General features: G+C 66.3%; 15 protein-coding genes. 10 read left to right on the plus strand and 5 right to left on the minus strand.

Annotated features, from left to right (window positions below):
* Window positions 1-135 precede the first annotated feature (135 nt).
* From SB751_RS01475 to SB751_RS01515, 9 genes are all read left to right on the plus strand, one after another.
* Entirely contained in the window at window positions 136-438 is a 303-nt protein-coding gene (locus SB751_RS01475) for a hypothetical protein (protein ID WP_410747738.1), read from the plus strand.
* A 108-nt stretch (window positions 439-546) separates the two neighbouring features.
* Window positions 547-1,188 (plus strand): NUDIX hydrolase, encoded by a 642-nt coding sequence (locus tag SB751_RS01480; protein ID WP_144195788.1) that lies wholly within the window; start codon window positions 547-549, stop codon window positions 1,186-1,188.
* A 24-nt stretch (window positions 1,189-1,212) separates the two neighbouring features.
* Window positions 1,213-1,950, plus strand: a complete 738-nt coding sequence (gene aat, locus SB751_RS01485; protein ID WP_211943341.1) for a leucyl/phenylalanyl-tRNA--protein transferase — start codon at window positions 1,213-1,215, stop codon at window positions 1,948-1,950.
* 73 nt (window positions 1,951-2,023) lie between these two features.
* A complete protein-coding gene (locus SB751_RS01490; protein ID WP_144195792.1) occupies window positions 2,024-2,536 on the plus strand; it encodes a hypothetical protein in 513 nt (170 codons plus the stop codon).
* Window positions 2,537-2,738: 202 nt separating this feature from the next.
* Window positions 2,739-3,578: an arginyltransferase gene (locus tag SB751_RS01495; protein ID WP_244844772.1), complete on the plus strand. Its 840-nt coding sequence runs from the start codon at window positions 2,739-2,741 to the stop codon at window positions 3,576-3,578.
* Between the two features lie 68 nt (window positions 3,579-3,646).
* A complete protein-coding gene (locus SB751_RS01500) occupies window positions 3,647-4,693 on the plus strand; it encodes a quinone-dependent dihydroorotate dehydrogenase (RefSeq protein ID WP_144195793.1) in 1,047 nt (348 codons plus the stop codon).
* Window positions 4,694-4,882: 189 nt separating this feature from the next.
* Window positions 4,883-5,866: an ABC transporter substrate-binding protein gene (locus SB751_RS01505; protein ID WP_211943339.1), complete on the plus strand. Its 984-nt coding sequence runs from the start codon at window positions 4,883-4,885 to the stop codon at window positions 5,864-5,866.
* 160 nt (window positions 5,867-6,026) lie between these two features.
* The gene (locus SB751_RS01510) at window positions 6,027-6,923 is read left to right on the plus strand and encodes an ABC transporter permease (protein WP_250025190.1); all 897 of its coding nucleotides are present in this window, start codon (window positions 6,027-6,029) and stop codon (window positions 6,921-6,923) included.
* A gap of 1 nt (window position 6,924) precedes the next feature.
* The gene (locus tag SB751_RS01515) at window positions 6,925-7,719 is read left to right on the plus strand and encodes an ABC transporter ATP-binding protein (RefSeq protein ID WP_144195799.1); all 795 of its coding nucleotides are present in this window, start codon (window positions 6,925-6,927) and stop codon (window positions 7,717-7,719) included.
* 76 nt (window positions 7,720-7,795) lie between these two features.
* Here SB751_RS01515 and SB751_RS01520 read toward each other — a convergent pair whose 3' ends face one another.
* From SB751_RS01520 to SB751_RS01530, 3 genes are read right to left on the minus strand one after another with little or no spacing between them, the layout of a single operon-like run.
* Window positions 7,796-8,071 (minus strand): hypothetical protein, encoded by a 276-nt coding sequence (locus tag SB751_RS01520; protein WP_144195801.1) that lies wholly within the window; start codon window positions 8,069-8,071, stop codon window positions 7,796-7,798.
* Window positions 8,068-9,480, minus strand: coding sequence for a LutB/LldF family L-lactate oxidation iron-sulfur protein (locus SB751_RS01525; RefSeq protein ID WP_410747739.1), 1,413 nt, complete (start codon window positions 9,478-9,480; stop codon window positions 8,068-8,070). Before SB751_RS01525 ends, SB751_RS01520 begins: the two co-directional genes overlap by 4 nt.
* A 24-nt stretch (window positions 9,481-9,504) precedes the next feature.
* Window positions 9,505-10,230, minus strand: a complete 726-nt coding sequence (locus SB751_RS01530) for a (Fe-S)-binding protein (protein WP_144195805.1) — start codon at window positions 10,228-10,230, stop codon at window positions 9,505-9,507.
* 229 nt (window positions 10,231-10,459) lie between these two features.
* Here SB751_RS01530 and SB751_RS01535 point away from each other — a divergent pair, with 229 nt between their 5' ends.
* Window positions 10,460-11,248 (plus strand): IclR family transcriptional regulator, encoded by a 789-nt coding sequence (locus tag SB751_RS01535; RefSeq protein ID WP_144195807.1) that lies wholly within the window; start codon window positions 10,460-10,462, stop codon window positions 11,246-11,248.
* A 133-nt stretch (window positions 11,249-11,381) separates the two neighbouring features.
* Here the strand turns inward: SB751_RS01535 and pbpG are convergent, their stop codons facing one another.
* On the minus strand, window positions 11,382-12,572 hold the full coding sequence (pbpG, locus tag SB751_RS01540) for a D-alanyl-D-alanine endopeptidase (RefSeq protein ID WP_144195809.1): 1,191 nt from the start codon (window positions 12,570-12,572) through the stop codon (window positions 11,382-11,384).
* A 289-nt stretch (window positions 12,573-12,861) separates the two neighbouring features.
* The gene (locus SB751_RS01545) at window positions 12,862-13,617 is read right to left on the minus strand and encodes a nitroreductase (RefSeq protein WP_244844770.1); all 756 of its coding nucleotides are present in this window, start codon (window positions 13,615-13,617) and stop codon (window positions 12,862-12,864) included.
* Between the last annotated feature and the right edge of the window lie 20 nt (window positions 13,618-13,637).

Below are 13,637 nucleotides of genomic sequence, written 5' to 3' on the forward strand. Positions count from 1 at the left end.
TCGCCACAGACTTGATGCGGGTCATGTTCAAGACGCCGGGGATGCAACATGCATCACTTTCCAAGGTCAATCCATGGCGGTAGACGCCCGAGGTCCGTAGGGTTCATCTCACACGTCACTGAAGGAGAAACCAACATGACCATGCGTAGCACGAAATCGATGGCGATCAGGGCGGCGGCTTGCACGGTTTGTGCCGCGCTGGCGGGCGGCGCGGCCTTCGCCCAAGGCAGCGGCGGCAGCCATACCCAGGCCAAGCCGACGGCCCAGAAGCCGGCCCACGGCGCAAAGGGTCACCGCAACGACCGGCCCGCGCCGGTCAACCTGCCAGACCCCCGCAAGGGCAAGGCGGACATCGTGCCGCCAGACCGCCCCGAGGACTGGGTGCCGACTGCCGGCCCGGGCGCGGCAGGCGGCGCGAAGGCAACCCAGCGCAAGTAACCCGCCTCCCCGAGACAGCGCGATGTGCACCCCAGGAGCGCACATCGCGCCCACAGCGGCCGGGCGGCGCGGTGATACACTTGGCGCCATTCCTCCCGGACGCCCCTCATGAAATTCTGCTCGAACTGTGGTCATGCGGTTGTCCTGCGCGTACCCGAAGGCGACAATCGCCCGCGCAGCGTATGCGACGGCTGCGGCACCATCCACTATGTCAATCCCCGCAACGTCGTGGGCACGATCCCGGTCTGGGAAGACAAGATCCTGATCTGCAAGCGCGCCATCGAGCCCCGCTACGGGTTCTGGACGCTGCCGGCCGGCTTCATGGAGATTGGCGAGACCACGGCCCAGGCCGCCTCGCGCGAGACCCTCGAGGAAGCCGGCGCCCGCGTGGAAGTGGGCGAACTGTTCTCGATCCTCAACGTGCCGCACGTGCACCAGGTGCATCTGTTCTACCTGGCGACGATGCAGGACCTGGACATCGCCCCGGGCGAGGAAAGCCTCGAGGTCAAGCTGGTCGATGAAGCCGATGTGCCCTGGGACGACCTGGCCTTTCCCACCGTCATCCACACGCTGCGCTGCTTCTTCGCCGACCGCGCGGCAGGCCGGATCGCCGATGGCAGCTTCCGCCTGCACAGCCTCGACATCGACAAGCCGATGCGGCCGCTGACCAGCCGTGCCACGGTGACGCCGCTGTCGGCGGCCGAGGCGTCCCAGGCCACGTCGCCCGCCTCGCCGCCCGTCACCCCCTGAACCCGGGCGACGCCCCGCCGCCCCATGATCACCTGGCTGGACCCACAGGACCCGTTTCCGCCTGTCGAGCGGGCGCTCGGCCCGGCCAGCGATGCACCCGGCCTGCTCGCGGCCAGCCGCGACCTCTCGCCGCAACGGCTGCTGCTGGCCTACCGGCAAGGTATCTTCCCGTGGTATTCCGAAGGCCAGCCGGTGCTCTGGTGGAGCACCGACCCGCGCATGGTGCTGACGCCGCAGGCGCTCAAGGTCTCCGCCACGCTGCGCAAGACACTACGCCGCACGCTACGCGACCCCGACTGGGAAATCCGTGTCGACGATGATTTCATCGCCGTGATGCGCTCATGCGCCATGACCGCCCGCGACGGCCAGTTCGGCACGTGGATCACCGACGACATCGTCAGCGCCTACGGCGCGCTGCACCGCGCCGGCCGCGCCCACTCCGTGGAAAGCTGGTATCGGGGCGAGCGCGTGGGCGGCCTCTACGGCGTGGCGCTGGGCCGCATGTTCTATGGCGAGTCGATGTTCGCGCAGCGCACCGACGCCTCCAAGATCGCCCTGGCCGCGCTCTGCGCCTTCCTCGACCAACACGGTGTGACGATGATCGACTGCCAGCAGGAAACCGACCACCTGGCCTCCCTCGGCGCCCGCCCCATCCCCCGCGCAGACTTCGTCGCCCACGTCCGGGCCGCCACCGCCCAGCCCGACATCGTGCCGTGGCAGTTCGACAAGTCTGTGCTGGCACGCTGGGCGCCAGCTGTTTGACGCAGCGCAAATCCGCCTGAAGGCAGGTGGGCAGACACTCGCTACTTCGCGTGTCGTGCCGTTCACCTGCCGGATGAAAGACCCCAACTACGATCTCGTTCTCAAGACCACCTGTGCCACGCTGCTGACCGACAAGGCCAACACGGTGATGGGGCTCGCCATCCGGCTCGGCACCACGCCGCGCCGCTATCTGGAACTTGGTTTTCCCGACCTTCCACTGGCCGTGAAGGTCGCCAATGTCGAGAAAATGCTGTTCCGGCGCAACGTGCCGCGGCGATTTCTGGAAGGGATCTATGGCACCCTGCTGGCACCCAAGGCGATCTTCAGGTCACACACCTGTCCGCATGATGTGAACGCGGTAGTGCTGTCCTTCGACACCATTCATCTGGGCCCGCTCGTTGCCATCCTGCATGCGGACAAGCAAATCGGCCGCGCCCGTTGCAACGAGCTCGCGAGCATCTATGCGAAGGAAGACAGGGATTTCGAGCGCGTGTGGCGCGCCAAGGGGCTACTGCTTTGGGAGGGGGCCAGCGAACGTGGCGACATGCCCACCATGACGGTGGCGCACAAAAGAAAAACCGCCTGAGAGACACGACTGTCCGGCTCTGATTGCCATAAGTGGGACGCCTCTCAAGCGGTCTGGCCAGTATATGACCTTCGCCCCATCATTGCAACGCCAGCGGATCTGCACCGCGTTGCACACGCCGCCCGGTTTGCTCTGATAGACTGCCAGACAGGATGCCGCCACGCGGTGTCCGCCGCCTCCGTCTTTTCGTCATGAGCGAGCCATGAGCAAGCTGAAGGAACTTCCGCTCTCCGCGTTGCAGTTTTACGCAACGGCGCCCTACGCTTGCAGCTATCTCGATGGCCGCATGGCGCGCTCGCAGGTGGCCACGCCCGCGCACCTGATCAATGCCGATGTCTACTCCCGGCTGGTGCGCGCCGGCTTCCGCCGCAGCGGCATCTTCACCTATCGCCCCTATTGCGACGAATGCCGCGCCTGCACGCCGTGCCGCGTGCTGGTGGACCAGTTCCACCCGGACCGCAGCCAGCGCCGCGCCTGGCGCCAGCACGAGGGCCTGCAGGCGCTGGTGGCGCCGCTGACCTACGTCGAGGAGCATTACGCGCTGTATCTGCTCTATCAGTCGATGCGCCACGCCGGCGGCGGCATGGACCAGGACAGCCGGGACCAGTACGAGCAGTTCCTGCTGCAAAGCCGCGTGAACTCGCGGCTGGTGGAGTTCCGCGAACCGCCGGGCTCGCCCGAGGCGGGCCGCCTGCGCATGGTCAGCATGATCGATGTGCTCGACGACGGCCTGTCGTCGGTCTACACCTTCTATGACCCGATGGCCGTCGGCGCGAGCTACGGCACCTACAACATCCTCTGGCAGATCAACCAGACCCGCGAGCTGGGCCTGCCGCACCTCTATCTGGGCTACTGGATCGCCGACAGCCGCAAGATGGCCTACAAGGCGCGCTTCCGGCCGCTCCAGGTACTCACGGGCAACCAGTGGCATCCGTTCGATGACGATGCTGTTGTACCCAACCCCGCACCGAAGCCCGCACCCAACGCCGCACCGGCCACCACGCCGGCCGCGGCACCCCAACCGGGGCCCGCCCAGGCGTAGCGCCTGCCGCACGCTACAATGCCGCCCTGGTACCGACTTCACGCCGGCCGCGGCCGCGCCCCCTCCCCGTGCTCAACGCGCTCTATCCCCTGTTTCGCCCCGCCCTGTTCTCCATGGATGCGGAGGATGCCCACCATTTCACGCTGAACAACCTCATGCGCGCCCAGCGCATGGGCCTGGCCGGTTGCCTTGGCAACACCATCGCCGCCGATCCGCGCACCGTCATGGGCGTGCGCTTCCCGAACCCCGTGGGGCTGGCGGCCGGTCTCGACAAGGACGGCGCGTACATCGACGGTCTTGCCGCGTTCGGCTTCGGCTTTATCGAGGTGGGCACGGTCACGCCGCGCGCCCAGCCCGGCAACCCGCGTCCGCGCATGTTCCGGCTGCCGCAGGCCGATGCGCTGATCAACCGCATGGGCTTCAACAATGGCGGCGTGGATGCCTTCGTGGCCAACGTGCAGGCGTCGCGCTGGAAGGCCGAGGGCGGCGTGCTGGGCCTGAATATCGGCAAGAACGCCGACACCCCGATCGAGCGCGCGGCTGACGACTACCTCTACTGCCTCGAGCGCGTCTATCCGCACGCGAGCTACGTGACGGTGAACATCTCGTCGCCGAATACCAAGAACCTGCGCCAGCTGCAGGGCGCGAGCGAGCTGGACAGCCTGCTCTCCACGCTGAAAACCGCCCAGCAGCGCCTGGCCGACCAGCACAAGCGCTATGTGCCGCTGGCGCTGAAGATTGCGCCGGACCTGGACGACGACCAGATCCGCAATATCGGCGATGCGCTGGTGCGGCACGGCATCGACGGGGTGATTGCCACCAACACCACGATCTCGCGCGAGGCGGTCCAGGGCCTGCCGCATGCCGAGGAAGCGGGCGGCCTCTCCGGGCGCCCGGTGTTCGAATCCTCCACCCGCGTGGTGCGCGCCTTGCGCGCCGTGGTGGGCGATGCCCTGCCGATCGTCGGCGTGGGCGGCATCTTCAGCGGCGCCGACGCGCGCGCGAAGATCGATGCCGGCGCGCAACTGGTCCAGGTCTACAGCGGCCTGATCTACCGCGGCCCCGCCCTGGTGCGGGACTGCGCCGCCGCCTTGCGCCACCCCGTTGCCGGTTGAGGATGTTGCACCGCAACACATTCACGAAAATCGGCTTCCTGGCGCAATAATTTGCGGCACGCCTCGCCCGCCGAGGCGTTTAACAGCAGGATATGGCCGACCGGTGCACTAAAAGAGAGCCGCGGGAGGCCCGAAAATGGTATCCTCGCAGGCTTCAAAAGTACCGAACCCTCGGGGGAGAACCATTACATGCTGCGTCTTCAGTCGCGCCTCAAGGCATCCACCCAAACCATTCTCGGCGGCGTGGTCGCGCTGTCGGTGCTGTACGGCGGCGCCGTGCAGGCCCAGACCGTGAAAGTGCTGTCGATCGTCGATCACCCGGCGCTCGACGCCATCCGCGACGGCGTGCGCGCCGAACTGAAGGCTGCCGGCTATGACGCCGACAAGAACCTGAAGTGGGAATACCAGAGCGCGCAGGGCAACACCGGCACCGCCGCCCAGATCGCCCGCAAGTTCGTCGGCGACCAGCCGAACGCGATTGTCGCCATCGCCACGCCGTCCGCGCAGGCCGTGGTGGCCGCCACCAAGACCGTGCCGGTGGTGTACTCGGGCGTGACGGACCCCGTGGCTGCCCAACTGGTCAAGGGCTGGGGCGCCACCGGCACCAACGTGACCGGCGTCTCGGACAAGCTGCCGCTGGACAAGCAGGTCGCCCTGATCCAGCGCGTGGTGCCCAAGGTCAAGACCGTCGGCATGGTCTACAACCCCGGCGAAGCCAACTCGGTGGTGGTGGTCAAGGAACTGAAGGAACTGCTGGCCAAGCAGGGCCTGACGCTGAAGGAAGCCGCCGCGCCGCGTACCGTGGATATCGGCCCGGCTGCCAAGAGCCTGATCGGCAAGGTCGATGTGATCTATACGAACACCGACAACAACGTGGTCTCGGCCTACGAGGCGCTGGTGAAGGTGGCCAACGAGTCGAAGATTCCGCTGGTGGCCGCTGACACGGACAGCGTGAAGCGTGGCGCCGTGGCCGCGCTGGGCATCAACTACAGCGACCTGGGCCACCAGACCGGCAAGGTTGTCGTGCGCATCCTGAAGGGCGAGAAGCCCGGCGCGATTGCCTCGCAGACCTCGGACAACCTCGAACTGTTCGTGAACACCAGCGCCGCCGCCAAGCAGGGCGTGACGCTGGCGCCGGAACTGGTCAAGGAAGCCAAGACCGTCATCAAGTAAGACCCGCAACGGACCGCGCCGCCCCCGAGGGGTTGCGCGGCCTGACGCTCTCCGGCCCCGGCCCGGCCTATCCGGCCGGCCGGGGCCTCCGGACCGCAGCGCGCTCGTCGCCTACCCGGCGCGCGACAGCCCGGCCGGCCCCCCGCAACAGGATTTCCCCATGTCCCTCTTTTCCCTTATGGGCGCCCTGGAGATCGGCCTGATCTTCAGCCTCGTGGCCCTCGGGGTGCTGATCTCGTTCCGCATCCTCAATTTCCCCGATCTCACCGTCGATGGCAGCTTTCCGCTCGGCGGCGCCGTGGCGGCCACGCTGATCGCCGCTGGCCAGGACCCCTTCCTGGCCACATTCGCCGCCATCGCGGCCGGCGGGGTGGCCGGATGGATCACCGGCTGGCTCAACGTGCGGCTCAAGATCATGGATCTGCTGGCCAGTATCCTGATGATGATCGCGCTGTACTCGGTCAACCTGCGCATCATGGGCCGCCCGAACGTGCCGCTGATTACCGAGCCGACCCTGTTCACGGTGCTCCAGCCCGAGTGGCTGCCAGACTACCTGCTGCGTCCGCTGGTGCTGCTGGTGGTGGTCATCGTGGCGAAGGTCGGCCTGGACTGGTTCTTCTCCTCGCAACTGGGCCTGGCGATGCGCGCCACCGGCGCCAATCCGCGCATGGCGCGGGCGCAGGGCGTGCCCACGGGCCGGGCCACGCTGGCTGGCATGGCGCTCTCCAACGGGCTGGTGGCGCTGGCCGGCGCGCTGTTCGCGCAGACCCAGGGCGGGTCCGATATCTCGATGGGCATCGGCACCATCGTGATCGGCCTGGCCGCCGTGATCATCGGCGAGACCATCCTGCCGGCGCGGCGTCTGGTGTACGTGACGCTGGCCGTGGTGCTGGGCGCCATCCTGTACCGCTTCTTTATCGCGCTGGCGCTGAACACGGAGTTCATCGGCCTCAAGGCGCAGGATCTGAACCTGGTGACGGCGGCGCTGGTGACGCTGGCGCTGGTGCTGCCGGCCACGCGCAAGAAGCTGTTTGGCCGCAAGAACGGAGGTGCCTGAGATGCTGCGCGCACAAGACCTGAAGCTGACCTTCAACCCCGGCACGCCGATCGAGAACCGCGCGCTGCGCGGCCTGAACCTGGAGATCCCGAGCGGCCAGTTCGTGGCCGTGATCGGCTCCAACGGCGCGGGCAAGTCCACCTTCCTGAACGCCGTCAGCGGCGACCAGATGGTGGATAGCGGCCGCATCACCATCGACGACATCGACGTGACCCGGCAGCCCGCCTGGGACCGCGCCCATCTGGTGGCCCGCGTGTTCCAGGACCCGATGGCCGGCACCTGCGAGGCGCTGACCATCGAGGAAAACATGGCGCTGGCCATGGCGCGCGGCTCACGGCGCGGCTTCCGCCCGGCGCTGAACAAGGCGTCGCGCGAGCTGTTCCGCGACAAGCTGCGGCTGCTGAACCTCGGGCTTGAGAATCGTCTGACGGACCGGATCGGCCTGCTGTCCGGCGGCCAGCGGCAGGCGGTGAGCCTGCTGATGGCATCGCTCCAGCCGTCGCGCATCCTGCTACTCGACGAGCACACGGCCGCGCTGGACCCGAAAACCGCCGCCTTTGTGCTGGAGTTGACCGCGCGGATCGTCTCGGAAAGCAAGCTCACGACGATGATGGTGACGCACTCGATGCGGCAGGCGCTGGACTACGGGGAGCGCACGGTGATGCTGCACCAGGGGCAGGTGGTACTGGATGTGTCAGGCGACCAGCGCAAGGGCCTCGACGTGCCCGACCTGCTGCGGATGTTCGAGCAGACCCGGCATGAGCAGCTGGATGACGACGCGCTGCTGCTGAGCTGAACTGAGCTGAATCGAAAGGGAAGAAAGACGGCCGGGGGTGCTCCCCGGCCGTTGTCGTTTACGTGGCTGACGCCCGTTACGCCGTCTCGGCCCTGTCCAGCCAGCGCTTGAGCTGGTCCGTGACGGCCGTGCTCGAGAACGAGCAGCTGTCCTGGGCGAACACCGCCGACATCTCCAGGCGGCGTAGCAATTCCTCCATCGCCTGGCTGAAAACCGGCGGCAGCGTCAAAGACGTGGCCGCCGCGCGCCACGCGCCGACGAGATCCGCCACCGGCATCGTACCGGCCACATGGCTCGCCAATGCCTCGCGCATCGCGTTCAGTGCGCGCTGGTTGTCCTGGTGCGTACTCATGCGCGCGCCCTCCTCTCCTTGTACAACTCGCGGAAGGTCCGGCCGCTCGGCGCGGGCATGTCGCGCGTGTCGGTCCAGCCCTTGCCCGCCATCGGCAGGCTGGCAATCAGCCGATTCCGGCCGCCCATCCGCGCCAGCAGGCGCGCGCCCATGCGCGTGGCGAAGGCGTAGAGCGCCGGGCGGCGCGCCACATAGCCCCAGACCTGCAGCGACAGGCGCTCCTGCCACGGGCGCAGGCCGCGTTCCATCTGCTTCTCGCGCAGCTTGCGCAACAGGTCGGACAGCGGGATCGAGGCGGGACACACTCTGTTGCACTCGCCGCAAAGTGTGGCGGCCTGGGGCAGATCGATGGCATTGGCGAGGCCGACATAACTTGGCGTCAGCACGCTGCCCATCGGTCCCGGGTAGACCCAGCCATAGGCATGGCCGCCGATCTTCTGGTACACCGGGCAGTGGTTCATGCAGGCGCCGCAGCGGATGCAGCGCAGCATCTCCTGGAATTCGCCGCCGATCAGGCCGGTCCGGCCGCCATCCACAAGCACGAAGTACATATGCTCGGGGCCGTCGCGCTCGCCCTCGGCGCGCGGGCCGGTCAGCAGCGAGAAATAGTTGGAAATCGCCTGCCCGGTAGCCGAGCGCGGCAGCAGCCGCATCACCGTGGCCAGGTCTTCCAGTGTCGGCAACACCTTCTCGATGCCGGTAACGGCCACGTGCACGCGCGGCATGACGGTGCACATGCCCTCGTTGCCCTCGTTGGTCACCACGGCCACCGAGCCCGTCTCGGCAATGATGAAGTTACCCCCCGTCACGCCCATGTCGGCGGACAGGAACTCGGGCCGCAGCACCTCGCGCGCCTCACGGGTCATCTGCGGGATGTCGGTCAGGCGCGGCTTGTGGTGGACCCGCGCGAACAGGTCGGCAATCTCGTCCTTGTCCTTGTGGATCACGGGCGCGATGATGTGCGACGGCGGCTCGGCATCGTTGATCTGGAGGATGTACTCGCCCAGATCGGTCTCGATGCTCTGCACGCCCATCTCGCCCAGCACCTGGTTCAGGCGCATCTCCTCGGTCACCATCGACTTGCTCTTGATGACCTTCTTCACGCCATGCTTCTGCGCGATCTCGGCCACCAGGCGGGCTGCGTCGGCGGTGGTCTCGGCGAACAGCACCGTGGCGCCGCGCCTGGTCGCATTTTCTTCAAACTTGGCGAGCCAGACGTCGAGGTTTTCCAGCGCGCGGTTGCGGCGCTCCTTGAGCGCGGCGCGCGTGGCGTCGAAGTCGATGTCGCGGATCGCATCGGCCCGCGCCGTCACGAACTTGGTCGACAGTTTCTTGAGGTTCTGCTGCAGGCGCTGGTCGGCGAGCTTCTGCCCGGCCCGCGCCTTGAATTCCATGCTGTGGACTTGCATCGTATTTTGCCGAGGTTCGATCGATCAGGCGTCGCCCGCCAGGACCTGCGCAATGTGCAGCACGCGGGTGCGCGTATCGCCGGACCGGCGCAGCCGGCCTTCGATATTGAGCATGCAGCCAAGGTCGCCCAGCACCACGGCGTCGGCGCCGCTGGCCTGGATGTTGGCGCATTTCTCGTCGACGATGGCCGTCGAGATATTGCCGTACTTTACCGAGAACGTACCGCCGAAGCCGCAGCAGGCCTCGCAATCCTTCATCTCGGTCAGCTGCACGCCGGGCAGCTTGCCGAGCAGCGCGCGCGGCTGCTGCTTGACGCCGAGTTCGCGCAGGCCGGAGCAGGAGTCGTGATAGGTGACGTGGCCGGAAAACGCCGAGTCGACGGTCTCGATCTTGGCCACGTTGGCCAGGAAATCGGTCAGTTCGTAGACACGCTCGCGCAGGCGCTCGTAGCGGCCGTGGAGTTCGGGGTCGTCGCGCAGCAGGTCCTGGTAGTGCGCGCGGACCATGCCGCCGCAGGAGCCCGAGGGGATCACCACGTAGTCGAACATCTCGAACTCACGCAGGAATTTTTCGGCGAGGTCGCGCGAGACGGCGCGCTCGCCCGAGTTGTAGGCGGGCTGGCCGCAGCAGGTCTGCGCCTCGGGCACCATGACCTCGTAACCCGCCGATTCCAGCAGCTTCAGCACCGAAAACCCGATCTCCGGGCGCATGAGGTCCACCAGACAGGTGGCGAACAGTCCGATTCGCATCGCTTCCTTTTATCCAGACCCGAAACCTCGCAATTATGCGCCCCCGCCGCGCCGCTGCGGGCAGCGCGCGCCGCAAACTTGTTCATCCCCGCGCACAATGCCGCTCATGCGAAAGCGGCCCCGTCATTGGATGGGAATCCCGGTAATTGCATTTCACCTATTGAAATTTTCACAATGCGAGATAGAATCAGGCAAACGCTTAATTTGCCGCATGGCAACATTTCCTCCTATGGCAGAAGCAGACAAGTCACCCGGCAAGACCTCCATCCAGGTCATCGAACGCATGATGACGCTGCTGGATGCGCTCGCCCAGCACGCGGACCCCGTCAGTCTCAAGGAGTTGTCGCTGGCCACCGGCCTGCATCCGTCCACGGCACACCGCATTCTCAATGACATGGTGGCGTGCCGTTTCGTGGATCGCTCGGACCCTGGCAGCTATCGGCTCGGCATGCGGCTGCTGGAACTCGGCAACCTCGTGAAGGCACGGCTGTCCGTGCGCGATGCGGCACTCGCACCGATGCGTGCGCTGCACCGCGTCACCGGGCAGACCGTGAACCTCTCGGTGCGTCAGGGCGATGAAATCGTCTATATCGAGCGCGCCTACAGCGAGCGCTCGGGCATGCAGGTGGTGCGCGCCATCGGTGGCCGCGCCCCCCTGCACCTGACCTCGGTCGGCAAGCTGTTCCTGGCCGCCGACGAGGCCGGGCGCGTGCGCAGCTATGCCACGCGCACCGGGCTGGCCGGGCATACGGGGACGTCGATCACGGACATCGCCAAGCTGGAGCGCGAACTGAGCTGGGTGCGCACCAACGGCTATGCGCGCGACAACGAGGAACTGGAGCTGGGCGTGCGCTGCATTGCGGCTGGCATCTACGACGACTCGCGCCGGCTGGTGGCCGGGCTGTCGCTGTCCGCGCCGGCAGACCGCCTGCAGGACAGCTGGCTGCAGAACCTCAAGGACACCGCGCTGCAGATTTCGCGCGGCATGGGCTACGTGGCGGACGCCGTGTCGGCCTGATTGGGCCTGATTGGGCCTGATTGGGCCTGATTGGGCCTGAGCACCCCTGAGCGCCCCCGCGCACTCCCCCCAAAAAGAAACGCGCCGACGGGCTGCCCCGCGGCGCGTTTTCAATTGGCGGCGGCTACCTGGATCAGGTGCCGCGTGCCTGCTGCGAGGCCAGGATCGCGTGCGCCGCGTGCGGCGCGCTAGGACCCTGCGTAAGGTTTGGGGAGGCCGGGAACGGCCGTTGCGGGCCCTGCACCGACGGCTGGTGCTCAAGCCACGTGCGCACGCGCGTGGCATCGGCAAAGCGCGACAGCTTGCCCACGGAGTCGAGGAACACCATCACCACGTTGCGGTCGTTCACGCGGGCCTGCATCACCAGGCATTGGCCGGCTTCCGAGATGAAACCGGTCTTCTGCAGGCCGATCTCCCAGTTGCCGCCGCGCACGAGGCGGTTGGTGCTCACGTAATGGAGCGGACGGCCCAGCACGTTCACTTCATGCTCGGTCTGGGTCGAGAATTCGCGGATGGTCGGGTTGCGGTAAGCGGCATTGACCAGGCGGGCCAGGTCCATCGCACTCGACACATTGCTGCTGGAAAGACCGCTCGAATCGACAAAGTGGCTGTCGTTCATGCCGAGTTCGCGCGCCTTGCGGTTCATCGCGCTCACAAACGCCGGCAGGCCGCCCGGATAGCTGCGGCCCAGCACCGAAGCGGCACGGTTTTCCGACGACATCAGCGCCAGCAGCATCATTTCATGGCGGGTCAGCTGCGTGCCAAAGCGCAGGCGCGAGCTGCTGTGCTTCTCGGTGTCGCGGTCTTCCTCGCTCACCGTCAGCACTTCGTCCATCGGCAGGCGGGAATCCATGACCACCAGCGCGGTCATCAGCTTGGTGATCGAAGCGATCGGCAGCACCGCCGTCGGATTTTTCTGAAACAGGACTTCGTTCGTGTTCTGGTCCAACACCAGCGCCACGGAGGAACGCAGCGCGAGCGCATCTTCCGTATCGCGCAGGCCCATGGCCTCGGCGAGCGTCGGTTTCGACGGTACGAAGGCCGCGCGAACCGGCTGTGCACGGCTGGCCATCACGGCCTTCTTGCCGTGCCGCAGCACGATCACCTTCCGCGAAGACGATGACCGCTCCTTCGCAGAAGCGACCTTTTTAGTGGATTTGGTAGCAGTTGCCTGCTTTTTAGCCGAGGCTTTCGTCACAGTCGACTTCGTCGCTGCGTACGTCACCGGCGCGGCCAGCATGGACACCGACACCAGCGCCGAGGTGGCGATGGCGGTCAGGGGCATGCTGAAGAGTCGGGAAATAAAGGATTTGGACCGGAACATGATCTGTTCAGCGCGGCATTTGGTGGAATGGCGCTAGTTTAGGAAATAAAGAAATTGTTAGCAAGATTAAAGACTTACGAAGGCTCTTTAAAGTTCGATTCGCAAACAATTCCATATTGCGGAAAATATGGCGTATTCGCCATTTTTAGCGCCCGTGATGGTCGTGCGCATTCGTATGTCGACAACTGCGCACAATGCTTCGCACCTATATAAGAAACCGCTTCCCTAACAACAATATCGGCGGCTTTCGTGAAATCCTCATCAGGGGAAACCTCAATCCGGCGCAAAGTCATGAGAGGAAACGCGCGAACTCGCTCACCGGTTCACGCTCCGTGACCAATTGGTTGGCCGTCGCCTCCGGGTCCGCGTAGCCCAGCGACATGCCGCACACCACCATCTCGTTCTCGGTCAGCCGCAGCTGGCTGGCCAGGATGCTGTGGAATTGCGTGAACGCCGCCTGGGGGCAGGTATCGAGCCCGCGGGCCCGCGCTGCCACCATGATGCTTTGCAGGAACATGCCGTAGTCGAGCCAGCTGCCCTGCTCCATGATCCGGTCGATCGTGAAGATCAGGCCGACCGGCGCATCGAAGAAGCGGAAGTTGCGGGCGTGCTGCTCGTGCATGCGCGCCTTGTCCTCGCGACTGATCTCCAGCAGGCCGTACAGGTCCCAGCCCACCTTGCGGCGGCGCGCCAGGTACGGGTTGACCCACTCGCGCGGATAGTACGGGTATTCCTCGCGGTACTTGGTGTCGCGCTCGGGGTCATGGTAGGCGGCCAGCACATCGGCGCAGAGCCGCGCCTTGGCGTCGCCCGAGAGCACGTAGACCCGCCACGGCTGGGTGTTGGTGCCGGACGGTGCGCGGCTGGCCACGGCGAGGATGTCCTCGATGGTCTCGCGCGAGACCGGGGTATCCAGGAACGCCCGGATCGAGCGGCGCGTGGTGATGGCGCGGTCGACGATCGCCGCGGAATCGGTCAGGCTCGTATCGCCGGTGGCGGAAGTGACTTCAAGGGTGTCGCGGGGGGCGGCGCCGGGCTTGGACATGCTTGGGGGTCTCCGGGTTA

The organism is Cupriavidus sp. SIMBA_020 (assembly GCF_046535395.1).
GTDB lineage: Bacteria > Pseudomonadota > Gammaproteobacteria > Burkholderiales > Burkholderiaceae > Cupriavidus > Cupriavidus campinensis.